General features: G+C 73.3%; 22 protein-coding genes. 10 read left to right on the top strand and 12 right to left on the bottom strand.

Translation table 11 applies throughout. From position 1 onward, the window contains the following. Positions 1 to 22 precede the first annotated feature (22 nt). The 5 genes from RKD23_RS34215 to RKD23_RS34195 form a co-directional block, all read right to left on the bottom strand. Entirely contained in the window at positions 23 to 1,003 is a 981-nt protein-coding gene (locus RKD23_RS34215; RefSeq protein ID WP_424857225.1) for an ATP-grasp domain-containing protein, read from the bottom strand. Between the two features lie 308 nt (positions 1,004 to 1,311). Then, positions 1,312 to 2,364, bottom strand: a complete 1,053-nt coding sequence (locus tag RKD23_RS34210; protein WP_424857224.1) for a LacI family DNA-binding transcriptional regulator — start codon at positions 2,362 to 2,364, stop codon at positions 1,312 to 1,314. Between the two features lie 52 nt (positions 2,365 to 2,416). Continuing rightward, on the bottom strand, positions 2,417 to 4,777 hold the full coding sequence (locus RKD23_RS34205; protein WP_424857223.1) for a beta-galactosidase: 2,361 nt from the start codon (positions 4,775 to 4,777) through the stop codon (positions 2,417 to 2,419). After that, on the bottom strand, positions 4,777 to 6,540 hold the full coding sequence (locus RKD23_RS34200) for a glycoside hydrolase family 35 protein (protein ID WP_424857222.1): 1,764 nt from the start codon (positions 6,538 to 6,540) through the stop codon (positions 4,777 to 4,779). Before RKD23_RS34200 ends, RKD23_RS34205 begins: the two co-directional genes overlap by 1 nt. A gap of 20 nt (positions 6,541 to 6,560) precedes the next feature. Further along, on the bottom strand, positions 6,561 to 7,715 hold the full coding sequence (locus tag RKD23_RS34195; protein ID WP_424858399.1) for an MFS transporter: 1,155 nt from the start codon (positions 7,713 to 7,715) through the stop codon (positions 6,561 to 6,563). Between the two features lie 198 nt (positions 7,716 to 7,913). Here RKD23_RS34195 and RKD23_RS34190 point away from each other — a divergent pair, with 198 nt between their 5' ends. From RKD23_RS34190 to RKD23_RS34180, 3 genes are all read left to right on the top strand, one after another. After that, a complete protein-coding gene (locus tag RKD23_RS34190) occupies positions 7,914 to 8,831 on the top strand; it encodes an NUDIX hydrolase (protein WP_424857221.1) in 918 nt (305 codons plus the stop codon). An 83-nt stretch (positions 8,832 to 8,914) separates the two neighbouring features. Next, a complete protein-coding gene (locus RKD23_RS34185) occupies positions 8,915 to 9,805 on the top strand; it encodes a Gfo/Idh/MocA family protein (protein ID WP_424858398.1) in 891 nt (296 codons plus the stop codon). Positions 9,806 to 10,296: 491 nt separating this feature from the next. Next, positions 10,297 to 11,511 (top strand): cation:proton antiporter, encoded by a 1,215-nt coding sequence (locus RKD23_RS34180; RefSeq protein WP_424857220.1) that lies wholly within the window; start codon positions 10,297 to 10,299, stop codon positions 11,509 to 11,511. 36 nt (positions 11,512 to 11,547) lie between these two features. Here RKD23_RS34180 and RKD23_RS34175 read toward each other — a convergent pair whose 3' ends face one another. Further along, entirely contained in the window at positions 11,548 to 12,579 is a 1,032-nt protein-coding gene (locus RKD23_RS34175; RefSeq protein ID WP_424857219.1) for a LacI family DNA-binding transcriptional regulator, read from the bottom strand. A 165-nt stretch (positions 12,580 to 12,744) separates the two neighbouring features. Between RKD23_RS34175 and RKD23_RS34170 the strand changes: the two genes are divergently transcribed. Continuing rightward, the gene (locus RKD23_RS34170; RefSeq protein WP_424858397.1) at positions 12,745 to 13,365 is read left to right on the top strand and encodes a dihydrofolate reductase family protein; all 621 of its coding nucleotides are present in this window, start codon (positions 12,745 to 12,747) and stop codon (positions 13,363 to 13,365) included. Between the two features lie 40 nt (positions 13,366 to 13,405). Here RKD23_RS34170 and RKD23_RS34165 read toward each other — a convergent pair whose 3' ends face one another. Continuing rightward, positions 13,406 to 14,707, bottom strand: coding sequence for a zinc-dependent alcohol dehydrogenase (locus tag RKD23_RS34165; RefSeq protein ID WP_424857218.1), 1,302 nt, complete (start codon positions 14,705 to 14,707; stop codon positions 13,406 to 13,408). A gap of 148 nt (positions 14,708 to 14,855) precedes the next feature. Here RKD23_RS34165 and dhaK point away from each other — a divergent pair, with 148 nt between their 5' ends. Genes dhaK through RKD23_RS34150 form a run of 3 tightly spaced genes read left to right on the top strand, consistent with a single transcriptional unit; the run spans position 14,856 to position 16,891 of the window. After that, positions 14,856 to 15,848 (top strand): dihydroxyacetone kinase subunit DhaK, encoded by a 993-nt coding sequence (dhaK, locus tag RKD23_RS34160; protein ID WP_404038784.1) that lies wholly within the window; start codon positions 14,856 to 14,858, stop codon positions 15,846 to 15,848. A 40-nt stretch (positions 15,849 to 15,888) separates the two neighbouring features. Further along, the gene (dhaL, locus tag RKD23_RS34155; RefSeq protein WP_424857217.1) at positions 15,889 to 16,488 is read left to right on the top strand and encodes a dihydroxyacetone kinase subunit DhaL; all 600 of its coding nucleotides are present in this window, start codon (positions 15,889 to 15,891) and stop codon (positions 16,486 to 16,488) included. After that, entirely contained in the window at positions 16,481 to 16,891 is a 411-nt protein-coding gene (locus RKD23_RS34150; RefSeq protein WP_424857216.1) for a PTS-dependent dihydroxyacetone kinase phosphotransferase subunit DhaM, read from the top strand. The genes dhaL and RKD23_RS34150 overlap by 8 nt, the downstream gene beginning before the upstream one ends. Positions 16,892 to 16,910: 19 nt before the next feature. Here RKD23_RS34150 and RKD23_RS34145 read toward each other — a convergent pair whose 3' ends face one another. Then, positions 16,911 to 17,627 (bottom strand): glycoside hydrolase family 75 protein, encoded by a 717-nt coding sequence (locus RKD23_RS34145; protein WP_424857215.1) that lies wholly within the window; start codon positions 17,625 to 17,627, stop codon positions 16,911 to 16,913. A 384-nt stretch (positions 17,628 to 18,011) separates the two neighbouring features. Here RKD23_RS34145 and RKD23_RS34140 point away from each other — a divergent pair, with 384 nt between their 5' ends. Both RKD23_RS34140 and RKD23_RS34135 read left to right on the top strand, forming a co-directional pair. After that, positions 18,012 to 18,986, top strand: a complete 975-nt coding sequence (locus tag RKD23_RS34140) for a fibronectin type III domain-containing protein (RefSeq protein ID WP_424857214.1) — start codon at positions 18,012 to 18,014, stop codon at positions 18,984 to 18,986. A 196-nt stretch (positions 18,987 to 19,182) separates the two neighbouring features. Next, the gene (locus RKD23_RS34135; protein WP_424857213.1) at positions 19,183 to 19,719 is read left to right on the top strand and encodes a hypothetical protein; all 537 of its coding nucleotides are present in this window, start codon (positions 19,183 to 19,185) and stop codon (positions 19,717 to 19,719) included. Positions 19,720 to 19,725: 6 nt separating this feature from the next. On the opposite strand, the gene RKD23_RS34130 is transcribed toward RKD23_RS34135, so the two are convergent. The 4 genes from RKD23_RS34130 to RKD23_RS34115 all read right to left on the bottom strand — a co-directional run bounded on the left by RKD23_RS34130 (position 19,726) and on the right by RKD23_RS34115 (position 23,798). Then, positions 19,726 to 20,271: a PadR family transcriptional regulator gene (locus tag RKD23_RS34130; protein ID WP_424857212.1), complete on the bottom strand. Its 546-nt coding sequence runs from the start codon at positions 20,269 to 20,271 to the stop codon at positions 19,726 to 19,728. 22 nt (positions 20,272 to 20,293) lie between these two features. After that, positions 20,294 to 22,309 carry an FAD-dependent oxidoreductase gene (locus RKD23_RS34125; RefSeq protein WP_424857211.1) on the bottom strand — a complete coding sequence of 672 codons (2,016 nt, stop codon included), beginning with the start codon at positions 22,307 to 22,309 and terminating at the stop codon, positions 20,294 to 20,296. A gap of 99 nt (positions 22,310 to 22,408) precedes the next feature. Beyond that, positions 22,409 to 22,777 carry a hypothetical protein gene (locus tag RKD23_RS34120; protein WP_424857210.1) on the bottom strand — a complete coding sequence of 123 codons (369 nt, stop codon included), beginning with the start codon at positions 22,775 to 22,777 and terminating at the stop codon, positions 22,409 to 22,411. A gap of 148 nt (positions 22,778 to 22,925) precedes the next feature. Continuing rightward, complete coding sequence (locus RKD23_RS34115; protein WP_424857209.1) at positions 22,926 to 23,798, bottom strand: hypothetical protein; 873 nt, start codon at positions 23,796 to 23,798, stop codon at positions 22,926 to 22,928. A gap of 274 nt (positions 23,799 to 24,072) precedes the next feature. Between RKD23_RS34115 and RKD23_RS34110 the strand changes: the two genes are divergently transcribed. Beyond that, positions 24,073 to 26,151: a SpoIIE family protein phosphatase gene (locus RKD23_RS34110; RefSeq protein ID WP_424857208.1), complete on the top strand. Its 2,079-nt coding sequence runs from the start codon at positions 24,073 to 24,075 to the stop codon at positions 26,149 to 26,151. Positions 26,152 to 26,155 lie beyond the last annotated feature (4 nt).

The following is a 26,155-nucleotide window of genomic DNA, read 5'->3' as shown; positions in this document are numbered from 1 at the left end:
CCGTCGGCCTCGGCTCACCATGTCACATCGGTTCGGGGTTCAGCGATGCCTCGCACAGGGCTTCGCCGCGGGCGGCGGCGTACGCGTCGAGGTGGGCCCTGATGTACGGCACGGCCACGGTGTGCAGTTCGCCGTCGACGAAGGCGGGCTGCACGTTCACCTCGAAGACGACGCCGCCGTGCTCGATGGCCAGGTCCACCCCGGCGAAGGGCAGCCCCATCGACGCGGTCGCGGCGACGGCCAGTTCGGTCAGCCTCGACGGCAGGTCGGGCGGGGCGATGTGCGTCGGGACGGCGCCCTGGCAGGTGTTGCAGGGGACGTCGGGCGAGGCCTGGACGTGCTCGCGGGCGTGGACGACCCGGCCGCCGAGGACGAACACCCGGAACTGGTGGCGGGCGCCCGTCGCGGTGAAGTTCCCGGCGTCGCGGGACAGCAGCCAGTCGGTGCCCCGCCCCGCGTAGAAGTCCGCGGCGCGCAGCAGGGCTTCGGGGTCGGTGACATGGAAGGTGTCGTTGCCGCCGGTGCCGACGACGGGCCGGGCCCAGGCGTCGCCGCCGAGCTTGTCCAGGGCGGCCCGCGCCTCCTCGGGGGCGGGCCGGGACAGCAGCAGGGTCTCCATGTGGGCGATGCCGTCCCGGCGCAGCCGTTCGACGGTCAGGTCCTTCTGTGTGGCCGCACGCCAGGCCTCGGGTCCCGCGGCGAGCGTGACCACGTCGTGCCGGGCCAGGTCGAGCTGGAACGGGGCGAGGGCGCTCCTGCGGTGCGGCGGGATCTCGTACAGCACGACGATGTCCGGGATCAGGTCGAGGCCCTGTTCGGGCACGACCAGGCGTAAGCGGTCCCCGGCGGGTACGGCGCGCCCGCTGCCGCCGGTGGCGAGGTGCCGGGAGTCGACACGGACCGGCGGGGCGCCGGTGAGCAGGTCCACCGCCTGCGCGAGGACGTCCGCGCAGCCTTCGGTGGAGGTGGGGTCGGCGATCAGGGCGATACGGGGTCGGGACACAGCGGCCTCCAACGGTCGTCGCCGCGCCGGCCGCGCGCACTGGCCGGCGCGGACCGGGCGGTCTCACGGGTGGTGCCTGACACGCGGGCGGTCATCGGTGCGCGGGGCGGGCCGCGCCGGGCCCGGGCGGCCGGTGACCGAAGCAGTGGGCCACGCTCTGGCGGCGGGGCGCAGAGCCGTGGGGAGCCACACTGTAGGCGCCGGTACGGCGCCCGTGGCAGGGCGCACGCACCCGTACCTCCTGCTCCCGCCTCTGCGCCGTCCGCATCCCCTGTGCGCCCGGCGGTCTCTCGGCCATCCCGGCCGAGTCAGGCCCCTGGGGCCGCCGGTCCCGTGCTGCGCCGGACCACCAGTTCCACCGGCACCAGGGGGTCGACCGGTGTGTCGGTCACCGCGTCGATCCGGTCGAGGAGCAGCCGCAGCGAACGCCCGCCGAGCTCGGCGAAGTCGGTCCGTACGGTCGTCAGCGGCGGCAGCAGATACGCGGCCTCGGGGATGTCGTCGTAGCCGACGACGCTGACGTCCTCGGGGACGCGGCGGCCCGCCTCGTACAGGGCGCGCAGCAGGCCGAGGGCCATCTGGTCGTTGGAGGCGAACACGGCGGTGACCTCGGGCCGGGCGGCGAGCGTGCGGCCCAGCTCGTAGCCGGAGTCGGCGCTCCAGTCGCCGAACAGCGGCTCGGGGACCTCGGCGCCGGCCGCGGCGAGGGTGGCCCGCCAGCTCTCGGTGCGCCGGTCGGCCGAGGTCCAGCCGGTCGGGCCGGCGATGTGCGCGACGGTGCGGTGGCCGAGGCCCAGCAGGTGCTCGGTGGCCAGCCGGGCACCGGTGCGGGAGTCGGCGGTGACCACGGGCGTGCCGTCTCCGAGGTCGCTGTCCAGCACGACCAGCGGGGTGTCGAGGCCGGCCTCGGCCAGCGCGCTGCCGACCCATTCCTGCGGGGCGATGGCGATCATCCCGTCCGCGCCCTCGGCCGACAGCCGGTCCGCCGCGCGGACGACGGTGTCCCGGTCGGCGGTGTCCAGCGCGATCGAGCTGACCAGGTAACCGGCCGCCTGCGCGGCGGTGTTGACGGCGGTGAGGACGGAAGCCGGCCCGTAGCGGGCGGCGTCGAAGGAGATCACGCCGAGCATCCGGGTGCGGCCGCTGGCCAGCGAACGGGCGCTGCGGCTGGGCCGGTAGCCCAGGGTCCGCATCGCCGCCAGCACCGCCTCGCGGGTCTCGGCGCGCACGGCCGGATGGTCGTTGAGCACCCGTGAGACGGTCTGCTTGGACACCCCGGCCAGCCGGGCCACATCGGCCATGACCGGGCGCGTCCCCGCGAAACTGCGGCGGCTGCGCCCCTTGGGGGTGCTGGCGGTCATGGCGGGTGGCTGTCCTTCGAGTTCGTCACGGCGGATCCACAGGATAGGCCGGTCACCCGGCGGTCAGGCCCCAGGTGCGGGTGGTGATCACCTCCACCCGGCTGACCTCGGCGGGGATCGGCGTCCCGGGCTCACGACCGGGCACGTACACCCGGGCCTCGCCCGGCAGGGGCAGCACCTTCAGCCGCAGCGGGCCGGGAGGGAGCCGGTCCAGGGCGATGTCCCAGACACGGCCGGAGAAGAACTGATCTGCCACCAGCACATCCCCCACGTATGCACGCGCCGCGTCCCCGCTCCAGTGCACGCGCAGCAGCGTGCGGCCGGGCCGGTCGCGGAGGCCGTCGGGCACGTCCACGCGGTACTCGGCGGCGGCCGTGTCGTACGCCGAGTCGGCGGGGGCGCTCGCCCGTCCCTGGACGCCGGTCCGGGGCTCGGGCGCCGGACCGGCCGGTCGTACGAGGGTGACGGGCAGCTCGGTGGCGGGGTGGGCCTCGGCGCCGTGCAGGGTGTAGCGCGTGAAGACCCCGTCGGCCGTGGCCTTCAGCGCGCCGGCCGGGGGCCTGCCGGGCGCGGGCAGCACGGCGAGGGAGGGCTGCGCGGCCGGGCTGTGCAGCCGTACCTCGTCGTGGTCGAAGACGACGGCGCCTTCGGCCAGCACCAGCCGCTCCGCGCCCCAGGCGTGTCCCCGGTAGGCGGTGCGGGCGGTCGCCGCGTCGAGGACCAGCAGCCCGACCCGGTCGCCGCCGGGGGTGGTGACCTCGACGAGCGCGTCGGTGCCGGGCCGCAGTCCGGTGACGAGGACCCGGTCGCCCACGGGCACGACCTCCCCGCTGGGGGCGGTGACGGAGTCCACCGTGTCGGCGTCCAGGGCGAGTTCGGGTGCGATGCCGTCGGTGGCGGCCAGGACCAGGACCGTACGGCCGTCGTCGTCGAGGCGGCAGACGGGCTGAGCCGTGGCCCAGTCGAGCCGCACTCCGGCCACGTCCAGTCGCAACGGCCAGCAGAAGTACGCGCCTTGGGGGACGGTCACCGGGGTGCTGGGCAGGGTCAGGGCGGGCGCGTCGGCGAACTCGACGGTGAAGGACACCTCCGGGTGGGCGGGCAGCGGCTCGTGCGGCTGGTGGTTGTTGACGAAGAGGAAGCCCGAGGTGCCGTCGGCGCGGACGGCCCAGCGCAGGGTGTCCCGATCGGACTGTCCGGCCGGCTGCCGCTCGGGCAGCACCGAGGCGAGCGGCGCGATGCGGTCGCCGAAGTCGGCCAGCAGCAGGTGCTGGAGGCGCAGCTCGTGGTAGGAGTCGCGGAGCTGGCCGAACTCGCCGAGCGGGGCCTGGAAGTCGTACGTCAGGACCGGCAGGTCGTTCGGGTAGCCGGTGGCGTGGGACTCCTGGAGGGTGCTCAGCTCGCCGGTCGGGTTGGTGCCGCCGTGGAACATGTAGTAGCCCTGCCACACCGACCCGCAGCCGATCTTGGTGAGGCCGAGCGCGCCGATGTCGGCGGCCTCCACGCGCGGGCGCCGGTGGTAGGCGACGGCCATGCCGCCGCCCAGCTCGCAGGTGGCCCAGGGGAAGCGGTCCGCGTGGGCCTCGGAGTCGCCGCCGCGCACGGTGGTGGGGCGCAGGTCGGCGCCGATGCCCTCGTCGTCGCGCTGGTGGGTGAAGAAGAAGTGCTTGCGGCAGGTGTCGGGCCAGCCGCCGTCCGCCTCGGTCCAGAAGGCCTCCGGGTAGCCGCCGTACAGCGGCAGCAGCTCGTCGCCGGGGAGCTGGACGCCGCCCCACGCGGTGGACGTCCACAGCGGGGCGCTCAGGCCTGCCTCCTGCGCCATCCGCTTCAGGGTGGCGAGGTGGCCGGGCTGGTCGTACAGCTCGTTCTCGATCTGGACGGCGACGATCGGGCCGCCGTGGGCCCGGTCCAGGCCGCGCAGTTGGCCGGCGATCGCCGTGAACCAGGCCCGTACGGGCTCCAGGTAGGCGGGGTCGTCGGTGCGCGGGACGCAAGTGCGGGCGAGCAGCCAGTCGGGCAGGCCGCCGCCCCGGACCTCGGCGTGCACCCAGGGGCCGATGCGGGGGACGAAGTCCAGGCCGTGGCGGGCGCACAGTTCGGCGAAGCGGCGCACGTCGAGGTCGCCGTCGAAGCGGAGCCGGCCCTCGCGCTCCTCGTGGTGGATCCAGACGAGGTAGGAGGCGACGACGGTGACGCCGCCCGCCTTCATCTTCAGCAGCTCCTCCTCCCAGTCGCGGGCGGGGTGGCGGGAGTAGTGGAACTCGCCGGACACGGGGAACCAGGGGCGTCCGCCGCGGGTGAGCCAGCGGCTGGTGACCTCGATCGGGTCGGCGACGCCGGGCGCGTCGGCGAAGGGCAGGTGACCGGTCGCCGGGGGTCCGGCGGGGGCGGGCACGCGCACGAGGTGGGGCATCAGGGCTTCTCCGGTCCGAGGTCGGGCGTGTCGGTGAACTGGGCGCGGCGCGCGGTGGTGGCGTGCTGTTCCAGCAGGATCAGGTCGTTGCGCCCGGCCCGCAGGACGGGCGCGGGGACGTACAGGGTGCGCTGGGGTCCACGGTTCCAGTAGCGGCCGAGGTGGAAGCCGTTGATCCAGGCCTGGCCCTTGGTCCAGCCGGGCAGGGCGAGGAAGGTGTCGGCGGGCTCGGTCACCTCGAAGGTGCCGTGGTGGAAGGCGGGCTCATGGTCGTCGGCCCGGTCGGACGGCTCGAACGGCACCCCGGTGACGTCGGTGAGCGGCAGCCGGTGGCAGGACCAGCCGTGCAGCGGGGTCCGGTCGAACGTCACCGGTCCGAGCAGTCCCTTGGGGGCGCCGATGCGCGGCCCGTAGTTGACGCCGCCCAGGTTCTCCACCAGCACGTCCAGTGCGGCGCCGGGGCGCGGGGCGCGCACGGCCAGCGTCTCGTCGTGCCGTTCGCGCTCCAGGACCCCGACGGGCGCGCCGTCCAGGAAGACCTGGGCACGGTCGCCGACGCCGCCCGTGAAGTGCAGGAGCCCGTCCCCCGCCTCGGGGACGGTCGTGCGGTACAGCACGTATCCGGCCGGCTGTCCCAACTCGTCCATGGTGAGCGGGGTTTCGGCGCCGACGGGTTCCGTGGTCCGCACGGCGTACGGCAGGAAGGGCGCACGGTGGGTCAACTCGACCGTGAACGGCGCGAGTTTGGGGGCGGGTGCGGGGGCCGGTTCGGCCGGGACGGGGGCGTGGCGGGCGATGACCTCACGGAAGGCGTGGTACTTGGGGCCGGGGTCGCCGTGCTCGGTGAGCGGGGCGTCGTAGTCGTAGGAGGTGACGACGGGCGCGTAGGCGTGGTCGTGGTTGGCGCCGTTGGTGAAGCCGAAGTTGGTGCCGCCGTGGAACATGTAGATGTTGACGGAGGCGCCCGCGGACAGCAGCCGGTCCAGGTCGGCGGCCGCGTCGGCGGCACTGCGCGTGTGGTGCGGCTCGCCCCAGTGGTCGAACCAGCCGACCCAGAACTCGGTGCACATCAGCGGGCCTTCGCTCTGGTGGGCGCGCAGCCGGGCCAGGCTCTGCTCGATCCGGCTGCCGAAGGTGCCGGTGGCGAGGGTGCCGGGCAGCCCGCCCGCCTGGAGGTGGGCGGGGTCGGCCTGGTCGCAGGTGAACAGCAGTTCCTCGACGCCGCGGGATCGGAAGCCCTCGTGCAGGTGCTTGAGGTAGTCGGTGTCGTCGCCGTACGCGCCGTACTCGTTCTCCACCTGTACGGCGATCACCGGGCCGCCGTTCGCGGCCAGGTGCGGCAGCAGCGGGGGCAGCAGCAGGTCGAGGTAGCGGTCGATGGCGCCGGTGAAGCGCGGGTCGCTGCTGCGCAGCCGGATGTCCGGGTCGGCGGTGAGCCAGGCGGGCAGCCCGCCGCCGTCCCACTCGGCGCAGATGTAGGGGCCGGGCCGCAGCAGGACGTGCAGGCCCTCCTGCTTCGCCAAGGCGAGGTAGCGCGGCAGGTCGAGGATGCCGTCGAGGATCAACGGGCCGTCGGGGTCGGGCTGGTGGAGGTTCCAGGGCAGGTACGTCTCCACGGTGTTGAGGCCCATCAGCCGGGCCTTGCGCAGCCGGTCGGCCCACTGGCCGGGATGGACGCGGAAGTAGTGCAGCGCGCCGGAGACGATCCGGAACGGTTCGCCGTGCAGCAGGAAGCCGTCGGCGGTGGTGGTCAGGGCGGGCATGGGAGAAGTCCTTCCAAGGGTCAGTGGGTGGCACGAGGGGATCTGGTGGCGTACGTCAGCCAGCCGGTCGCCGCCAGGCACACCGCCGACACGGCGGCGAGCAGCAGCGGGACCGAGCGGATGCCGGACCACTCGATGGCCTTGCCGAGCGCGGGTCCGGCGGCGACCCCGCCGGTCATGGACGCGGCGATGACGACCGCCCCCGCCCGGCGGGCGCGCGGCGCGGCCCGGTGCAGCCAGGGCAGGCCGGTGGGGAAGATCGGCGCGATGAACAGGCCGACGCCGGCGTACGCGTAGGGCGCGAGGGCGGGCACACCGGCCAGCAGCAGACAGCCGGTCATGCCCGTGCAGGAGACGGTGATCAGGGCGGGGGCGCTGAAGCGCAGCGCGAGGGGCGCGACGAGGAACCGGCCGACGGTCATCATCAGCCAGTACACGGAGGTGGCGGTCGCGGCGGCCCCCGCGCCGTGTCCGACGGCCTCCAGATGGGTCGGCTCCCAGCCGCCGACGCCCGCCTCGATGCCGACGTGCAGGACGTAGAGGGCCACGAACACGCCGAGCACCGAGGCGAGACTGCGGCGCAGCGCACCGGGTCCGGCGGCCTCGCCCGGCCCGTCGTCGGCCGGGCCGGGCGCCCGGTCCCGTACGCCGTTCAGGCACAGCAGCAGCGGCAGATTGGCCAGCGCGAACGCGAGGAACACCGCCGGGTAGTGGCTCGCGCCGACCGCGCCGATGAGGGCGGGGCCGAGGATCGCGCCGATGCCGAAGTGGGCGTTGAGGATGTTCAGCATCGCCGCCGAGCGGCGGCCGAAGCCGGTGGCGAACAGCTGGTTGAGGCCGTAGTCGATGCCGCCGAAGCCGAGGCCCGCCAGGAGGGCGGTGACCAGGGCGAGCGGCCAGTTCGGGGCGAGGGCGAACCCTGCCGCGCCGATCGCCATCAGCGCGTAGGAGGCGCCCAGGATGCGCCGGGCCGTGAGCTTGCCGTGGAGCCGGTCGAAGAGCAGCACGCCGGCGACACCGCCCACGAAGTGGGCACTGAGCGCGAGCCCGGCGGCCGACGGGGAGAGCCCGAACTCCCTGCGCAGCGCGGGGATCGCGGGGCCGTACAGCGCCTGGAGCGCGCCGATCAGCACGAAGCCGGCACAGGAGGCGACCACGGCGGCCGGGCTGAACACCGGGGCCGGGCTGTCCCCTGGGGACGGGCTGTCCACGGGGGCTGGGCTGTCCACGGGGGCGGCGGCGGCAGGGCCGGGGTGCGGCCGGGTCGGGGGTGAGGTCACCCGCGCAGTGTTACCGGTAACACGAGACGCGTCAAGGCACTTCTCCCTCCCACGCCGAAGCGGGATCATGGACCGCGACCCGGACCCAGGAGGATGACCTTGACCGCACCGCATGTGCGCACAACCACCGCCGCCCTGCTGGTCGATGACGACGGCCGCTATCTGCTGCACCTGCGCGACGCCCACAAGAACATCGACAGCGCCGGACAGTGGGGCCTGCCCGGCGGGGACCCCGAGCCCGGGGAGAGCCTCGACGAGACGATCGCGCGCGAGCTGCTGGAGGAGGCCGGACTGCGCGTCGCGGATCTGGCGCCGTTCGCCACGGTCGAGATCACCGACGACAGCGACCTGACCGTCAGCCGGGTCCGCGTCTACCTCGGCACCTGGAACGGCGATGCCGCCGCGCTCCCCCTCACCGAGGGGATCATGCTGCGCTGGACCGAGTTCGAGCAGACCCGGTGGCTGACGATGGACCCCGGCACCACGGCGGTCCTCCGGCACCATCAGGCGGCGGGCGGCCGTACCGAGGACCCGCTGCCCGTGATCCACGTGCGCAGAGTCGGCTCACGGACCGTCCCGAACGTCATCGGCGTCCACCTCTACCTGGAGCGGGACGGCAAGACCCTGCTGGGCCTGCGGCACCCCGAGTCGCCCTACGCGCCGTCGACGTACCACTTCCTGGCCGGCCACTGCGAGCAGGAGTCCGCCGTCGCCTGTCTGATCCGGGAGGCGAAGGAGGAGGCCGGGCTGGTCGTCACGGCGCGGGACGTGGAGTTCGTGCACGCCGTCCATGTCACCGACGGCCCCGGTACGCAGCCCCGGATGCAGCTCGTCTTCCGGGCGCGGCACTGGGAGGGCGAACCGCGGGTCATGGAGCCGGACAAGTGCCTCGGCTGGTCGTGGTGGCCCGTGGACGCACTGCCGGTGCCGCTGGTGGCGTACACGCGCGCCGCGATCGAGGGCATCCGGGAGGGCCGACCGTACACGGAGCTGGGGTGGGAGGAGGCGTGACGATAGGGTGCCCAGTGGTCTAGACATGTCAGTGAAGGGGTCGCACAGTGGGAACGAAGGCACACACGCCGGCCGACGGCGCTCTGCCGGTGGCGGTGATCGGTCTCGGCAGCATCGCGCAGAAGGCGTACCTGCCCGTCCTCGGGGCGCTGCCGGACATCGACCTGCACTTCATGACCCGGGACCCCGAGAAGCTCGCCCGGCTCGGCGGCGCCTACCGGGTCCGGCACCTGTTCACCGACCTGGACGCGGTCATCGCCTCGGGCGTGCGGGCCGCCTTCGTGCACGCGCCCACGGAGCAGCATCACGCCATCGTGAGCCGGCTTCTCGACGCGGGCGTCGACGTCCTGGTCGACAAGCCGCTGTCCTACGCGCTGGACGAGAGCCGCCGCCTGGTGGAACTGGCCCGGGAACGCGGCCGGTCCCTGATGGTGGGCTTCAACCGCCGCCACGCCCCCGCCTACCTGGCGGCCCTCGACGACCCGCGCGATCTCGTCGTCCTGCAGAAGGACCGGCGGGCCCGGACCGGCGACGTACGCACCATCGTGCTGGACGACTTCATCCACCTCGTCGACACTCTGCGCATGCTCGCCCCCGAGGAGGTCGGCCTCGACGCTCACGGCAAGGTCGAGGACGGGCTGCTGCACCATGTGGTCCTGCGCGCCACGGCTCCTGGCTTCACCGGCCTCGCCGTCATGAACCGGGCCGGCGGCTCGGCGGGCGAGGTCCTCCAGACGGCCGGGGCCGACCACCGCCTCGACGTCGTCAACCTCACCGACGTCATCGACCACGACGGCGCACCCGCCCTGCGCCGCGGCTCCGACTGGGAGCCCGTCGGCCGGCGCCGCGGCTTCGAGGGCATGTGCCGGCGTTTCCTGGACGCGGTGCGGACGGGCGAGCGCCTCGACGCGGGGGATGCGCTGGTCAGCCATGAGTGGTGCGAGGAGGTCATCGGGCGGCTCGTGGAGGGGTGAGTCCGCGGGGGCGCTGCGCTCAGCTCTCGTCTCTTGCCTCTCGTCTCTCGCCTCTCGCCTCTCGCCTCTCGCCTCTCGCCTCTCGCCCGGATCTGCTCGGGCGTTGTCGGCGGCTCCGTGCGGCCGGGCCTGGCGTCACCTCCACGGTCGGCGTTGCCGGCCGGGCTCCGTGCGGCCGGTCCCTGCGTCACCTCCCCGGCCCAGTCCCGGTTGGCCCCGCCGGTGGCGTACCGGGAGGGTGGAGGTGCGTGGAACCGGTCTGGCCCCGTCTCCCGGTGAAAGGTGCCCGCGTGATGCGCCGCTGCCCTCCCCTCCGGACCCGTACGCCGGCCTCCGCCGAGGGGGTGCCCGCCCGGTGCCGCGCCCCCCGCTCGCCCCGCTTCTCCGCGCCGCGCGGCGTCGTCGGGCCTCTCGGCCAGGGTCGGGAGAAGCAAGCCGGCCCGTGCGCCTTGGTGCGGGGCAGGGCTGCGGGCGAGCGCGGCTGAAGCGTCATGTCGTATCCGGCCACCCTCATCCTCATCATGGCCGTCGCGGTCCTCGCGCCCCTGCTGGCCCACGCGGTGGGCCGCTGGATCCGCGTCCCCCTGGTGATCTTCGAGATCGTCCTCGGCATCCTGATCGGACCGCACCTGCTGGACTGGGCGCACGAGGACCAGCTGATCGACTCCCTGTCCGATCTCGGTCTGTCGATGCTGATCTTCCTGGCCGGGTACGAGATCGAGTTCGCCGCCGTGCGCGGCGACACCCTCCGGCGAGCGGTGTGGGCGTGGCTGGTGGCGCTGGTCGCGGGGCTCGCCCTGGCGCTGGCGGTGACGGGGGCCGACGTGTCCAAGAGCATGGTCGTCGGTACGGCCCTGACGAGCACCGCCCTCGGCACGGTCCTGCCGCTCCTGCGGGACTCGGGCGTGCTGCACGGCCGGTTCGGCACGGTGATGCTGGCCTTCGGCGCGGTGGGCGAGTTCGGGCCGATCCTGGCCGTCTCGCTGCTGCTGAGCGGACGGGACATCGGCCGGTCCTCGCTGCTGCTGATCGGGTTCTCGCTGGTCACGGCGGCCGCGCTGTTCTGGGCGATGCGGCCGCGGCCGCCGTGGTTCTCTCAGGTCATCGCCAAGACGCTGCACTCCAGCGGCCAGTTCGCGGTCCGCTTCGTGATGCTGCTGCTGGTGTCGATGCTGGCCCTGTCCCACGCCTTCGGCCTCGACATCCTGCTCGGCGCCTTCGCCGCGGGCCTGCTCACCCGTCTGGTGCTGCACGGCGCGGCGCCGGACAGCAGCACGGAGGTGCTCGGCAAGGTGGAGGCGATGGGCTTCGGCTTCCTGGTGCCGCTGTTCTACGTCGTCACCGGGATCGAGTTCGACCTCGCCGCGCTGCTCGACGGCGGGCGGGCGCTGCTCCTGCTGCCGGTCTTCCTTCTCCTGTTCCTCGTGGTGCGCGGTCTCCCGGCGTACGTCCTCGCACCCCGGGACCTGGGCCGCACCGATCGCAAGGCCCTCGCGCTGTACGCCTCGACCTGTCTGCCCCTCGTCGTGGCCATCACCACGATCGGCCTGGACGAGAAGGTCCTGCGGACCTCGGAGGCGGCGGCACTCGTCGGCGCCGCCATGATCTCCGTCCTCGTCTTCCCGCTGCTCGCCCAGCGGTCGCGCGCCGAGGTGGCGGGCACCGGGGCGCCTCGGGAGAGCGCCGTCGAAGAGGAGACGTGGTGACGCACGCGGGGCGCCTCGGAGGGCCGCTCCGAGGGGTCAGCGGGCGGGCGCGGGAGCGGTGCTCGCGCGGACGATGAGGCGCGGTGCGACGGTGTGGGGTTCGGGGACCGTGCCGGGGTCCTCGATGTGGCGCAGCAGGTGGGTCACGGCCAGCCGGCCCATGTGCTGGAAGGGCTGGGCGATGGTGGTCAGGGAGGGTGAGCAGTACTCGGCCAGTTCGATGTCGTCGAAGCCGACGACGGAGACGTCCTCCGGTACGCGCAGCCCCGCCTCGTGGAGCGCCCTGATCACACCGAAGGCCATCTCGTCGCTCGCCACGAAGATCGCGGTGAGGTCGGGGATGCGTGCGAGGACGAGACCGTTGCGGTAGCCGGAGGCCGGAGTCCAGTCGCCTTCGAGGGGCGGCGGCACCGGGCGCCCGGCGGCCTCCAGTGCCGCGCGCCAGCCGTCCCGGCGCTGCCCTGCCTCGAGCCACTCGTCGGGGCCTGCGATGTGCCAGACCGTCTCGTGGCCGAGGTCCAGGAGGTGCTCGGTGGCCAGGCGCGCGGCCAGGGTCTGGTCGACGGCGACGACCTCCGTGGCGTCGGTGCGCGAGCCGTCGATCGTGAGGGTCGGCGTGGCGCGGGTGAGCTGCTCGATGCGGCGGCTGGTGTGGATCAGGGGGACGGACAGGATGATCCCCTCGACGTCCTGGTCGACCAGCCGGGACAGGGCGTTCTCGATGGCGAACGTGTCGAGGGACGTGGTGGTGGCGGTGCTGACGGTGTAGCCGGCGTCGTGGGCGGCGTGCTCGATGCCGGTGGTGACGGCGGCCCGGGAGTAGAAGTTGGTCTGGAGGGTGACGACGCCGATCGTGCGGCTGCGGCCCGAGGAGAGCATGCGCGCGGCGTTGTTCCGGCGGTAGCCGAGCTGTTCGACGGCAGCCAGCACCTTGGCGCGGGTCTTCTCCTGGACGTTGGGGTGGCCGGCCAGGGCACGCGAGACGGTCTGCGGCGAGACACCCGCCGCCCGGGCGACGTCCACCATGCCCGGCGGACGCGTCTCCTTGCCGTCGCTGCGCTTGCTCATGAGTGCCTCTCCGCCTCCGGTGTGCCGTCGATGATATCGACCACATCGCTATTGACGGGAGGCCGCTGCCACGCGGGCGTGCGATCAGATGGCATCGATAACATGGGAAGCGCCCGCGGCGCGGCAGTACCGCCCGAGCCCGTGGACGTGTTCCATGCTGGGGCGATGACCGAGGGCATGGGCAAGGTGATCTGCAACATCACGATCTCGGCCGACGGGTACTCCGCCGGCCTGAACCAGACCGAGGAGCGCCCGTTCGGCGACGACGGGGGCGACGGCTCGGGCGACCGGCTGCACGCCTGGATGTTCGACACCCCCGACGAGAACAGGGCGGAGGTCGAGGAGATGACGGCCGCCGGCGCGTTCGTCATGGGGCGCAACATGTTCGGCCCCGTGCGGGGCGCGTGGGATCGGCCGTGGAACGGCTGGTGGGGCGACGATCCGCCGTTCCACTCGCCGGTGTTCGTGCTCACCCACCACGCCCGCGAGCCGCAGCCGATGCGGGGCGGGACGACGTACCACTTCGTCACCGACGGGATCGCCTCGGCGCTGACGCGGGCACGCGCGGCGGCCGGCGACGGGGACGTCGCGGTGCTCGGCGGCGCCACCACCATCAATCAGTACCTGGCCGCCGGACTGGTCGACGAGGTGCGCCTGCACATCGTGCCGCTCACGCTCGGCGCCGGCACACGGCTGTTCGAGGGCGTGCCCGCACTGAGGCTGGAGCAGGTGTCGTCGCGTGCGTCGAGCCTGGTCACGCACGTGACCTATCGCGTGCTGTCCTGAGCCGCGCCCGTGGCCTGAAGCCGATCGTCCCGCGGGTCCGTCATTCCTCGGCGGACGGGCCGGGCGTGCCCGCGGTGGTGGCCGCGCCGGTGCCGGCGGCCTCGCCGAGGCCGGGAGCGACGGCGCCCTCGTCGGCCACGCCGAGGGCCACCTTGGTCCAGCCCGCCTCCCGCCGGTCGAAGCGCCGGTACGCCTCCACCGCGCTGTCCACGCCGCCCCAGCGGGTGACCAGCGGGGTCGGGTCGAGCCGGCCTTCCGCCACCAGGGAGACCAGCTCGGACAGGTAGCGGCGGTGGTTGCAGTTGCCGGACTTCAGGGTGAGGTTCTTCATGAACGCCTCACCGAACGGATAGTGCTGCACCTGCGGCGGATAGACGCCGACGGTCCCGATCGTCCCGGCCTTCGCCGCCATCTGCACCGACCACCGCGCGGCCAGGGTCGGCGCGTTCCCCGGCACCCAGGTCTCCCCGTCCGGGTTCTGGTCGGGCGCGGCCTCGGCGCGTTCGTGGTCGAACTGCTCGGACTGCTCGCGCGCCGCGTCGGCGGCTGGTCCCTGCGAAGGGCGCTGGGCGTCCACGCCCACGGCGTCGATGACACGGTCGACGCCGATGCCTCCGGTCAGGTCACGCACCGCCTCGACGGGGTCCTCGGCATTGAAGTCGATCACCTCGGCGTGCTGGGCGCGGGCCAGTTCCAGCCGGTCCTGCACGCCGTCGACCACGATGATCCGTCCCGCTCCCTGAAGGCGGACACAGGCGACGGCGGCCTGCCCGACGGGGCCTGCGCCGACGACGGCCACCGTGTCCCCGTCCCCGACCTCCGCCAGCCGGGCTCCGAACCAGGCCGTGGGGTAGATGTCCGACAGCAGGATCGCCTGCGCCTCGTCCACGGTGTCCGGCAGGGGCACCAGTCCGACGTGCGCGAACGGGATCCTGGCGTATTCGGCCTGCAGGCCGTCCAGCCCGCCCGCCGCCTCCGGCCCGCCGAAGAACACGGTGCCGCCCTGCGGGCCCTGGGGATTGGCGTTGTCGCACTGGGCGTAGTAGCCCGCACGGCAGTAGCTGCACGTCCCGCACCCCACCGTGGACGGCACCACCACGCGGTCGCCCGGACGGAAGTTGCGCACTCCCGCGCCTGTCTCCTCCACGACGCCGACCGCCTCGTGTCCCAGGATGCGTCCCTCCTGCATCCCGGGCATCGTGCCGCGCACGAAGTGCAGGTCGGTGCCGCATATGGCAGAGGTGGTGATCCGCACGATCGCGTCGTACGGGTCCTGGATCTTGGGTTCCGGAACACTGTCGAGACGGATGTCCCCGACTCCGTGCCACACCACAGCCTTCATGTGCATGTCCCATCTGCGCATCGCGGGGTGACGGGCATCTTCCGTTTCCCGGGGTTTCCTCCCCATGGGCGTCGAAACCGCCCGCGGCGTGACCTTCGCTGCCTCAAGGTCGATACTGCGGACGGGCGGGGTTCACTAGGAGGTACCCATGAAGATGTTGATCAACGTTCCGGAGACAGTCGTCGCCGACGCCCTGCGCGGTGTCGCCGCTGCTCACCCCGAGCTGACCGTCGACGTGGAGAACCGCGTGATCGTACGGCGGGACGCCCCCGTCGCCGGGAAGGTCGCGCTGGTGTCCGGGGGCGGCTCGGGGCATGAGCCGTTGCACGGTGGGTTCGTGGGGCCGGGGATGCTGTCGGCGGCGTGTCCCGGGGAGGTGTTCACCTCGCCGGTGCCGGACCAGATGGTGCGGGCGGCCGCGGCCGTCGACAGCGGGGCGGGCGTGCTGTTCGTCGTGAAGAACTACACCGGTGACGTGCTGAACTTCGACATGGCGGCCGAACTCGCCGAGGACGAGGGCATCCAGGTCGCCAAGGTGCTCGTCGACGACGACGTGGCGGTCACCGACAGCCTCTACACGGCCGGGCGGCGCGGTACGGGCGCCACGCTGTTCGTGGAGAAGATCGCGGGCGCGGCCGCCGAGGAGGGGCAGCCGCTGGAGCGGGTGGAGGCGATCGCGCGGCAGGTGAACGAGTGCTCCCGCAGCTTCGGTGTGGCGCTCAGCGCGTGCACCACGCCCGCGAAGGGCAGCCCCACCTTCGATCTGCCGCCGGGCGAGCTGGAGTTGGGCATCGGCATCCATGGCGAGCCGGGCCGGGAGCGGCGGCCGATGATGACCTCCGGGGAAATCGCCGACTTCGCGGTGCACGCGGTCCTGGAGGACCTGCGGCCCCGCAATCCGGTGCTGGTCCTGGTCAACGGCATGGGCGCGACGCCGCTGCTGGAGCTGTACGGCTTCAACGCCGAGGTGCAGCGGGTGCTCGGCGAGCGGGGTGTCCCCGTGGCGCGCACCCTGGTCGGCAACTACGTCACCTCCCTGGACATGGCGGGCGCGTCGGTGACGCTGTGTCAGGTCGACGAGGAGCTGCTGCGACTGTGGGACGCCCCCGTCAGCACGGCCGCGCTCCGCTGGGGCATGTGAGACAGCGGGCGGCAACGTACCTACCAGGCAAGGAGATCTTGTGCTCGACGCCGATTTCTTCCGCCGTTGGATGACGGCGACGGCCGCGTCCGTCGACCGGGAGGCGGAGCGGCTCACGGCCCTCGACTCCCCCATCGGGGACGCCGACCACGGCAGCAATCTGCAGCGCGGCTTCCGGGCCGTCGACACCGCCCTGGAGAAGGAGGCGCCCGGCACACCCGGCGCGGTGCTGATCCTCGCCGGGCGGCAGCTCATCTCGACGGTCGGCGGCGCCTCGGGGCCGCTGTACGGCACGCTGCTGCGGCGCACCGGCAAGGCGCTCGGGGACGCGCCGGAGGTCGGTGAGCAGGAATTCGCCGACGCCCTGCGCGCCGGTGTCGAGGCGGTGATGCAGCTCGGGGGTGCGGCGCCGGGCGACAAGACCATGATCGACGCGCTGCTGCCCGCGGTGGAGGCGCTCGGCGAGTCCTTCGCCGCGGCCCGCACGGCCGCCGAGCAGGGCGCCGAGGCGACGACTCCGCTCCAGGCACGCAAGGGCCGGGCCAGCTATCTCGGGGAGCGCAGCATCGGGCACCAGGACCCGGGGGCGACCTCGGCGTCCCTGCTGATCGCGGGACTCGTGGAGGCCGCCGGTGAGTGACGAGAAGCTGGTCGGCATCGTGCTGGTGTCGCACAGCGCGCAGGTGGCCGCGTCGGTGGCCGAGTTGGCGCGCGGGCTGGCCGGGGGCGGCGCGTCCGTGCCCGTCGCTGCGGCGGGCGGCACCGAGGACGGCGGCCTCGGCACCAGCAGCGAGCTGATCGCCGCCGCGGCCGCCTCGGTGGACCGGGGCGCCGGGGTCGCCGTCCTCACCGACCTGGGCAGCGCCGTGCTCACGGTCAAGGCGCTGCTCGCCGAGGGCGACGAACTGCCCGACGGCACCCGGCTGGTCGACGCCCCGTTCGTCGAGGGCGCGGTCGCGGCGGTGGTCACTGCCTCGACGGGCGCCGGCCTGGACGCGGTCGCGGCTGCGGCCTCGGAGGCGTACGACTACCGCAAGGCCTGACACGGGACGGGGCCGGGGATCACTCCCGGCCCCCGCTCCCCCGCACGAACTGCCGGGCCAGCCGTTCCCCCGTCTCCACGGCGGCGTCCCGGCTCTCCAGGGGCGTCGCCCGGGAGTTCTTGAAGACGATGTAGGTGACGCCCGAGGGCGTGCCGCCGCCGTGCGGGTCCGGGTTGATGCCGAGCGCCCGGGCGGTGGCGTAGGAGGCCTCGCCGATGAGGTCGTACGGGCCCGCGTCGCCGATGACGGCGTACTGCACACGGTCGCGGTAGATCACCGCGGCGACCGCCCCGCCGCGCACCCCGTGGTCGCGGTGGTCCCAGATCCGGCTCGGCACCGGCACCACGACGTAGGGCAGCCGCTCGGCGTCCAGCGGGCGGCCGTCGGACTGCGAGTAGGCCGTGCTGGGCGAGAAGTAGGGGTCGGTACGGCTGTTGCAGTGGGGGGTGGGCTGTCCGTCGCAGTCGATGTCCAGGTCCGCCTTCCAGAAGACGGCCTCCTTCGTGCCGCAGACGGGGACCGTGGCGGGCCTGCCGCTGTCGGTGCGGTAGCGGCCGCGCGAGACGGCCTCGCACACGCGCACCCGCTCCAGCAGGTCGGCGGCCCGCACGGGGGCGTCGGCGCGCACCGCCGAGGGTCCGGGCAGGCCCACGGGGGCGGTGGCCGGGGTGGGCTGCGTCGTCGGGGCGAGCAGAGCGGCGCTCGCCGCGGCCAGCGTCAGCGACTGGACACGCACGATAGAGGTCCCTCTCCTGGGCGGTCTGACGGACACTCAGCCCAATCTGATGCCGTTTCGGGGACGCGGCCATTCCGAGGGGGCCGGACGGGGTGTACGGCACGGCAGGGAACGGACCATACGGCTCGGCGTCCGGCGGGGACCGGGTGCCCGCGGCCTGTCGACGGCCGCGGGCCCCGGCCGCCGGCGCGGGGATCAGCGACGACAGCGGTTCCGCGCCACGGACCTGAACTCCCCGTCCTGTAGGGAGAGTTCGGCCACAAGGAGGCACAGCATACGTAACTCCCGGGCGGGCCCGCCAACACCCCCCTCTTGATGTGGTCGCGTCAGGCACGCCATATTGGTCCGTACCATTGCCGCGTGCCCGTCCCGGGAGGCAGAGCCGTGCGACGCGTTCCCGTTCCCGCCGCGCTGCTGTGCGGCACGCTGCTGCTGGTGAGCGCCTGTGCGCGGGAGACCGGCGGGGAACGGCCCCCGGGTGTGCCGACGGGCGTCACCGCGGCGGCCGGCAGCGCGACCAGCGTGCACGTGATGTGGAACCGGGTCGCCGGGGAGCCCCCGGTCACGGCGTACGAGGTGTACCGCGGCCGCACCAAGGTCCAGGAGGTCCCCGGCGACCGGCACATGGTGGACGTCACGCGGCTGAGGCCGGGCACGTCGTACGTCTTCTCGGTGCGCGCCCGCGACGGCGACGGGCGCCTCGGCCCCAGCAGCCGGCAGGTCCGGGCGACGACCCCCGCCGCCGTCGCGGCCGACACCTCCGCCCCCTCCCGCCCGGGTTCGCTGCGCGGCAAGGCCGTCGGCAGCCGGGCGGTCCAGCTGTTCTGGAGCGCCTCGACGGACGACCGGGAGGTGGTGTCGTACGACGTCCACCAGTCGGGGACGAAGATCCACAGCGTCGGCGGGGACCAGACCGCCACGGTGGTCACCGGGCTGCGGCCCGGCACCCGCTACACCTTCACCGTCCGGGCCCGGGACGCCGCCGACAACCTCTCCCCCGCGAGCGGTGCCGTACGGCTCACCACCGCTCCGGGCGCCGACGAGGGCGCTGCGACCGCCCCGGCGGGCTTCCGTGCGGTGACGCACCGGGCGGAGGACGGGGCGTACTACCTCGACCTGTCGTGGCTGCCGCCGCGCGCCGACGGGGTGGTCACGGAGTACGAGGTCCAGCTGGACGGCCGCGCGGCCACCTCGCTCGTCTTCGGCGGGCAGGCGCCCCGGGACCGGGCGTCGTACAGCTTCTACGTCGGCCGGACGGCGGGCGTGGCACACCGGGTGCGCCTGCGGGCGCGGCTGCCCGACGGCACCTGGGGCGCGCTGTCGGCGGAGCGCACGGTGATCACGGAGTCGAACGACTGAGAGACGACGCGGGCCGGCGCCCTGCCCGGCTTCGGCGGCTGTGGGCCGGACGGGGTAATCCGTCACCTGGCCGGCGGCGGCCGGAGTGCGGTGCGGGCCGGTCGGGCCTTGGCTGACCCTGAGGCAGCACGGGCGTTCCCCGACCCCAGGCGGCGCAAGGGATGTACCGCCAACCGTGCCGCCGGAGGACACTTCCATGCCCTACTCAACGCCCCTTCTGCGCGGATTGACAGCGGCAGCCGCCGCCGCGCTGCCACTCGCCCTCGCCGCCGGGCCCGCCGAGGCCGGCACCGGCATCTCGGTGAGCACCAACGGCTCCACGGTGTCGGTCACGACCAGTGCCTGTGCCCAGCAGATCAACGGCAGCTGGGGCAACGCCTCGCTGCTCACCAGCAGCCAGGCCAACTTCGCCCAGGGCCGGCAGGTGGCGCTGTCGGGAAGCAGCGCCCTGCAGTCGGCCGCGTGGTCGGGCGTCAGCCCGGGCACCTACACGGTGATCGTGGTGTGCGCCAACGGCTCCACCGCGGGCACCCAGTCCGTGATCGTCTCGTCCGGTTCCACGCCGACCATCTCCGCCACGGCCTCGCCGTCGCGCGGTGTGATGGGCGGTCTGGGCGGCGGCTCCAGGGACTACGGCACCATCACCCTCGTCGGCGGTGGCGCGCTCGTCGCCCTCGGCGCGGGGGCCACGGTGTGGTTCCTGCGGCGGCGTTCGAAGCCGTACCGGCTCTGAGCGCGGTCACTCCCCCTCGGGCAGCCGCTCGAACTCCTCCAGGGCGTCGGTGAGCCACCGCGTCCAGAAGGTCTCCAACTCGATGCCGGCCCGCAGCACCAGATGCTGGAGACGGTCCTGCGTGCTGTCCTTGCCGGGCGGGAAGTCGCGCTTCTCGATCTCCTCGTACTCGGCCAACTGCCGCCGGTGCAGGACGAGATGGTGGCGCAGATCGGCCTCGATGCCGTCGGTGCCGACGACGGCCGCGGCGCGCAGCCTGAGCAGCAGCGGATCGCGCTGCGCCTTCGGCTCCTGCGGCGCGGCCGTCCAGCGGGCCAGTTCGGCGCGGCCCGCGGGCAGGACCTCGTAGGCCTTCTTCTGCCCGCGGGCCGGCTGCTCGCTCGGCAGGGCCCGGATGTATCCCTCGGCCTCCAGCTTTCCCAGCTCGCGATAGATCTGCTGGTGCGTCGCCGACCAGAAGTAGCCGATCGACCGGTCGAACCGGCGGGTCAGCTCGAGGCCGGAGGACGGCTTCTCCACCAGGGCGGTCAGGATCGCGTGCGGGAGTGACATGAGGTCATCCTAGGGACGCCCCCTAGAGGGCGGCCGCGACCTCGGTGCCCTGCAGGATCGCGCGCTTGGCGTCCAGCTCCGCCGCGACGTCCGCGCCGCCGATCAGATGCACGCTGCGGCCGGCCGCGACCAGCGCCTCGTACAGGTCCCTGCGCGGTTCCTGCCCGGTGCACAGCACGATGGTGTCGACCTCCAGGACCGTGCTCTCCTCGCCGACCGTGATGTGCAGTCCGGCGTCGTCGATACGGTCGTAGCGCACGCCCGGGACCATGGTCACGCCGCGGTGCTTGAGCTCGGCGCGGTGGATCCAGCCGGTGGTCTTGCCGAGTCCGGCGCCGACCTTGCTGGTCTTGCGCTGCAGCAGGTGGACCGTGCGCGGCGGGGCGGGCCGCTCGGGGGCGGCGAGGCCGCCGGGGCCCTGGTAGTCCATGTCGACACCCCACTGGCGGAAGTACGTCTGCGGGTCCTCGCTCGCCTTGTCGCCGCCGTCGGTGAGGAACTCGGCCACGTCGAAGCCGATGCCGCCCGCGCCGAGGACGGCGACCCGCTCGCCGACGGGCACACGGTCGCGCAGCACGTCGAGGTAGCCGACGACCTTCGGATGGTCGACGCCGGGGATCTCAGGGGTGCGGGGGGTGACGCCGGTGGCGACGACGACCTCGTCGAAGTCGCCCAAGTCGTCCTCCGCGACAGGGGTGTCGAGGCGGACGTCCACCTTCTCCTCGGCCAGGCGGTGGCGGAAGTAGCGCAGGGTCTCGTCGAACTCCTGCTTGCCGGGGACCTGTCGGGCGACGTTGAGCTGGCCGCCGATCTCGCTCGCCGCGTCGAACAGCGTGACCTCGTGGCCGCGTTCGGCGGCGGAGACCGCGCAGGCCAGGCCCGCCGGGCCGGCGCCGACGACCGCGACACGCTTGCGCCGCCGGGTCGGGGACAGCACCAGCTCGGTCTCGTGGCAGGCACGCGGGTTGACCAGGCAGGAGGTGATCTTGCCGCTGAAGGTGTGGTCCAGGCAGGCCTGGTTGCAGCCGATGCAGGTGTTGATGGCCTCGGAGCGGCCCTCGGCGGCCTTCTTCACGAACGCGGCGTCGGCGAGCATCGGGCGGGCCATCGACACCATGTCCGCGGTGCCGTCGGCGAGCAACTGCTCGGCCAGCTCGGGGGTGTTGATGCGGTTGGTGGTGACCAGCGGGATCGACACCTCGCCCATCAGCCGCTTGGTGACCCAGGTGTAGGCGCCGCGCGGCACGGAGGTGGCGATGGTGGGGATACGGGCCTCGTGCCAGCCGATGCCGGTGTTGATGATCGTGGCACCGGCCTCTTCGACCGCCTTGGCGAGGGTGATGACCTCGTCGAGGGTGGAGCCGCCGGGCACGAGGTCCAGCATCGAGAGCCGGTAGATGAGGATGAAGTCCTCGCCGACGGCCTCGCGCACGCGCCGGACGATCTCCACGGGGAAGCGCATGCGGTTCTCGTACGCGCCGCCCCAGCGGTCGGTGCGGTGGTTGGTCTGCAGTGCGATGAACTCGTTGATGAGGTAGCCCTCGGAGCCCATGATCTCCACGCCGTCGTAGCCGGCCTGCTGTGCGAGGCGGGCGGCGCGGGCGTAGTCGTCGATGGTCCGCTCGACCTCGGCGTCGGTCAGCTCGCGGGGCGGGAAGGGGCTGATCGGCGCCTGGAGGGGGCTGGGGGCGACCAGGTCCTCGTGGTAGGCGTACCGGCCGAAGTGCAGGATCTGCATGGCGATCCGGCCGCCCTCGCGGTGCACGGCGTCCGTGATGACCTTGTGCTCCTCGGCCTCCGCCGCGGTGGTGAGCTTGGCGCCGCCGCCCCAGGGCCGCCCCTCCTCGTTGGGGGCGATGCCGCCGGTCACGATGAGGCCGACGCCGCCGCGGGCGCGCTCGGCGTAGAACGCGGCCATGCGCTCGAAGCCGTTCTCGGCCTCCTCCAGGCCGACGTGCATCGAGCCCATCAGGACGCGGTTGGGCAGCGTGGTGAAACCCAGGTCGAGCGGGCTCAGCAGGTGGGGAAAACGGCTCATCGGGCCCTCCGTGCGCGGTGTCGTCCTCGTAGTTGTAGAGGACCGCGCACGGATTATGCAACTAGTTGCACAACAGGGCCGGGTGCGTTGTGGCCGAGGTCACCGCCCTTCGAGCAGGACGTGCAGTTCGCGCTCCTGGTCGCCGGAGGCGGTGGACAGGTCGCGCACGGTGAACAGGGGGTCGAGGGTCTTGCGCAGGCGGTCGATCGCCCAGTAGCCGCCCTGGGCGTCGACCTCGACGGTGGACGACAGCCGGGCGGGCGCCGGGCAGGTGTGGGCGTCGGTGACCTCGAAGGTGCCGAGCCAGACCATGGGGCGGGTCTCGTGCAGCTGCTGCGGCACGTCGTCGCTGCCGCGGTCCGACTCGAAGCAGGCGCAGAGGGCGTCGAAGACGATGCGGGCGTCTTCCTTGCTGCAACCGCTGATCTCTACGGAGACGGACTCCTCGTGCTGTCGCTCGCGGTCCATCGTGGGGGCTCCTCTCGTGGGCGGCGGCACGGTCGCGGGTTCCCCGCGATATGCGCCGCATCACCTAGAAAACCACCATTTTCCGGCGGCTGCGGGTCCGTGGTGGTTACTCGCGCAGTTCCCCGCGCCCCTTCAGGGCGCCTCTGCTCTAACCCCGCACGAATCGGTAGGTCTTGCTGTCCGTGAGGATGCAGAAGCCCGGGGACATCACGATCACCCGGAGGGTTCCACTGCGGCGGTCGTAGTCGATGCCCTCCGTCTCGAAGGAGCCGGAGCAGCCGCTGCGCAGGGGGAGCTGGCGCAGGGCCGTGACGTGGCCGGAGATGTCGGAAGGGCCCGCCGGGGCGGAGAGGTCGATCTGGAGCAGGGGCTTGGTGAGGCCGAAGAGGGTGCCCTCGGGGTCGTCGGAGGAGCACAGGAGGGTGGTGGGGCCGGAGAAGTCGCAGCCCTGGAGGTCGCGTACGGCGTGGTCGAGGTGGACGGTGGCCGCCTGGGGGAGGTTCGCCGAGGGGGAGGTGGCCGGGTTGACGCCGGGGGTCGGGAACACCAGCAGGCGCGTCATGGTGCCCCACTCCCCCGACAGCATCCACTGGCCGTCCGGGGCGATGGCCGCCCAGGAGTTGTTCGCGGCCTCGCCGGGGCTCAGCGTATGCACGTACTCCGACCAGGTGCCGCCGGGCGCCTGGACGCGGAACATCTTCGCGCCGCCGGAGTCGCGCTGGTACGGCTCGACGTAGAAGCCGTCGTAGGAGGCGTCGGGGTCGCCGACGTGGTTCCAGCCCCGGCTCGAGACGTCCAGCGGGATGGTGCCGATGCCGGTGTAGCGGTTGGGGCTGCCGGCGGGGACCTCGACGGACGTCAGGCCCTGGCTCTCGGTCAGCGGACGGGCGCGGTCGGAGCCGGCTTCCGTCCAGGTGTCCGCGGCGGCGGCCGGCGGCGCCGCGGACAGTACGGCGGTGGTGGTGAGGGCTACGAGTCCGGTCAGCAGGGCGTGGCGGCGTTGCCGGGCAGGCAGGCGCATGCGCGTCGGCTCCTCGGTAGGGGGGTGGAGTTCCGCTCGGCGGACAGTCTGACCGCGGTCGGTGGTCATGTACAGACCAACAACGCAGACCACCGAGACCCGAAGGAAGCCCCTCCGACGCGCCCGGCCCGTGCATCCCAGGACGACTCGGCCGATCCTGAGGGATGGTGGAGAGGGACGCGGTGGCGTAAGAGAGATGGTTGAGCGTGGTACGGCATGGGGAGTCGGCACGGGGGACTACGTGCCGTGAGGACGGGCGAAGGCGGTGCGTGCGATGGGTGCAGCCGGACCTCCCGTGACAGCGGGCGGAGAACCGGTCCGCGGTCCGGTGCGGCCCAGCGGACTGCTGGACGTCATCGGCGTGGCCTCGATCGTCCTGGACGACGAGGGCCGCATCGTGCTGTGGAGCCCGCAGGCCGAGGAGCTGTTCGGCTACTCGGCCGAGGAGGCGCTCGGACGCTACGCGGCCCAGGTCATGGTGCACGAGCAGCACATGGATGTGGTCGTCAAGCTGTTCGCCGACGTCATGGCCACCGGTCAGGGCTGGGCGGGGGCCTTCCCCGTGCGCCACAAGGACGGCTCGACCCGGCTGGTGGAGTTCCGCAACATGCGGCTGCTCGACGACCGCGGCGACACCTACGCCCTGGGCCTGTGCGCGGACCAGACGACGGTGCGCCGGTTGGAGCGGGACGTGGCGCTGTCCACCCGTATGGTCGCCCAGTCCCCCATCGGTCTGGCGGTGCTCGACACGACCCTGCGCTACGTCTCCGTCAACCCGGCGCTGGAGCGCATCAACGGTGTCCCCGCCGAGGAGCACCTGGGCCGCACCGCCCGCGAGGTGCTGCCCCACATGGACGTCGAGGGCCTGCACGCCGCGGCCCGCGAGGTGCTGGCGACCGGGCGGCCGGTGGTGGACCGGACGGTCGTGGGCCGGATCCCGGCCGACCCGGAGGAGGACCACGTCCTGTCGGTGTCGCTGTACCGGCTGGAGGACGCCCTGGAGACGGTCCTCGGCGTCGCCGTGTCGGTCGTGGACGTCACCGAGCAGCACCGGGCGGGCGTCGAGGCGGAGGCGGCCCGGCGGCGGCTGGCCCTCATCGCGGACGCCTCGGCCCGGATCGGCACCACGCTGGATCTGGACCGCACCGCGGGCGAGCTGGCGGACGTGGCCGTCCCCGAGCTGGCCGATGTCGCGGCCGTGGATCTGCTGGACGCGGTGGTGGCGGGCCGGCGCACCCGTCTCGGCCCGTCCGAGGCGGCCGTGATCCGGGCGCTGGCCGTGCGCGCCGACCGCTCACCGCTGGCGCTGGAGGCGGCCGACCCGCCCGGGCAGGTGGCCCGCTACGGCCCCGACCGGCTGGTGACCGAGTGCGTGCGCTCAGGGCATCCCGTGCTGCTGCCGCACGTGGAGGCGGCGGACCTGCCGAGGATCGCCCGCTCCCCCGAGGCGGCCGTGCAGCTCGCCCGCGCGGGCGTCCACTCCTACCTCGCGGTGCCGCTGATCGCCCGCGGTGAGGTGCTGGGCGCCCTGGACCTCAAACGCACCCGCAACCCGCTGCCGTTCACCGAGGACGACGTGCTGCTCGCCCGGGAACTGGCCGCCCGGGCGGCCGTGCAGATCGACAACGCCCGCTGGTACCAGAACGCCCGCGACACCGCGCTGACCCTGCAGCGCAGTCTGCTGCCCAGCCATCCGCCGGTGACGGGAGGCCTCCAGGTCGCCTCGCGCTACCAGCCGGCGGGCGCCACCACCGAGGTCGGCGGCGACTGGTTCGATGTCATCCCGCTGGGCGGCGGCAAGACCGCGCTCGTCGTGGGCGATGTGATGGGCAGCGGCATCTCGGCCGCCGCGACGATGGGCCGGCTGCGCACGGCCACCACCACGCTCGCAGGCCTCGACCTCGACCCCGCGCTGCTCCTGGAGCACCTCGACCGCATCACGGCGGGCCTGGACCAGGCGATCGCCACCTGCCAGTACGCCGTCCACGACCCGGAGCTCGGCCAGTGCAGAATCGCCAACGCGGGCCATCTGCCGCCCGCGCTGGTGCGCCGGGGAACGGACCCCGTCCTGCTGGACCTGCCCACCGGGGCGCCGCTCGGCGTGGGCGGCGTGGCCTTCACGACGACCACCTTCGACTTCTGCCCGGGCGACGAACTGGTCCTGTACACCGACGGCCTGGTGGAGACGCGCCGCCACTCCCTCGACGAGCGCCTCGACACCCTGCTCGCCCTGCTGCACGGCCCCACCCGCCCGCTGGACGAGGTCTGCGACCTGCTGGTGCGCACCCTGCACCACCCCGACAACCACGACGACGTGGCGCTGCTCATCGCCCGCGCGCGCGAGGCGGAGTGAGAGG

The organism is Streptomyces sp. SAI-170 (assembly GCF_049739565.1).
Lineage (GTDB): Bacteria > Actinomycetota > Actinomycetes > Streptomycetales > Streptomycetaceae > Streptomyces.
Note: the sequence above shows the minus strand (reverse complement) of the source record. Positions and strands in the feature narration are given on the sequence as shown.

Coding starts and splice junctions, on each gene's coding strand:
- RKD23_RS34115 (WP_424857209.1), bottom strand. CDS start 23,798: ATGCGCCTGCCTGCCCGGCAACGCCGCCACGCCCTGCTGACCGGACTC.
- RKD23_RS34190 (WP_424857221.1), top strand. CDS start 7,914: ATGACCTTGACCGCACCGCATGTGCGCACAACCACCGCCGCCCTGCTG.
- RKD23_RS34200 (WP_424857222.1), bottom strand. CDS start 6,540: ATGCCCGCCCTGACCACCACCGCCGACGGCTTCCTGCTGCACGGCGAA.
- RKD23_RS34180 (WP_424857220.1), top strand. CDS start 10,297: ATGTCGTATCCGGCCACCCTCATCCTCATCATGGCCGTCGCGGTCCTC.
- RKD23_RS34165 (WP_424857218.1), bottom strand. CDS start 14,707: ATGAAGGCTGTGGTGTGGCACGGAGTCGGGGACATCCGTCTCGACAGT.
- RKD23_RS34120 (WP_424857210.1), bottom strand. CDS start 22,777: ATGGACCGCGAGCGACAGCACGAGGAGTCCGTCTCCGTAGAGATCAGC.
- RKD23_RS34110 (WP_424857208.1), top strand. CDS start 24,073: ATGGGTGCAGCCGGACCTCCCGTGACAGCGGGCGGAGAACCGGTCCGC.
- RKD23_RS34130 (WP_424857212.1), bottom strand. CDS start 20,271: ATGTCACTCCCGCACGCGATCCTGACCGCCCTGGTGGAGAAGCCGTCC.
- RKD23_RS34135 (WP_424857213.1), top strand. CDS start 19,183: ATGCCCTACTCAACGCCCCTTCTGCGCGGATTGACAGCGGCAGCCGCC.
- dhaK (WP_404038784.1), top strand. CDS start 14,856: ATGAAGATGTTGATCAACGTTCCGGAGACAGTCGTCGCCGACGCCCTG.
- RKD23_RS34210 (WP_424857224.1), bottom strand. CDS start 2,364: ATGACCGCCAGCACCCCCAAGGGGCGCAGCCGCCGCAGTTTCGCGGGG.
- RKD23_RS34125 (WP_424857211.1), bottom strand. CDS start 22,309: ATGAGCCGTTTTCCCCACCTGCTGAGCCCGCTCGACCTGGGTTTCACC.
- RKD23_RS34205 (WP_424857223.1), bottom strand. CDS start 4,777: ATGCCCCACCTCGTGCGCGTGCCCGCCCCCGCCGGACCCCCGGCGACC.
- RKD23_RS34170 (WP_424858397.1), top strand. CDS start 12,745: ATGACCGAGGGCATGGGCAAGGTGATCTGCAACATCACGATCTCGGCC.
- RKD23_RS34175 (WP_424857219.1), bottom strand. CDS start 12,579: ATGAGCAAGCGCAGCGACGGCAAGGAGACGCGTCCGCCGGGCATGGTG.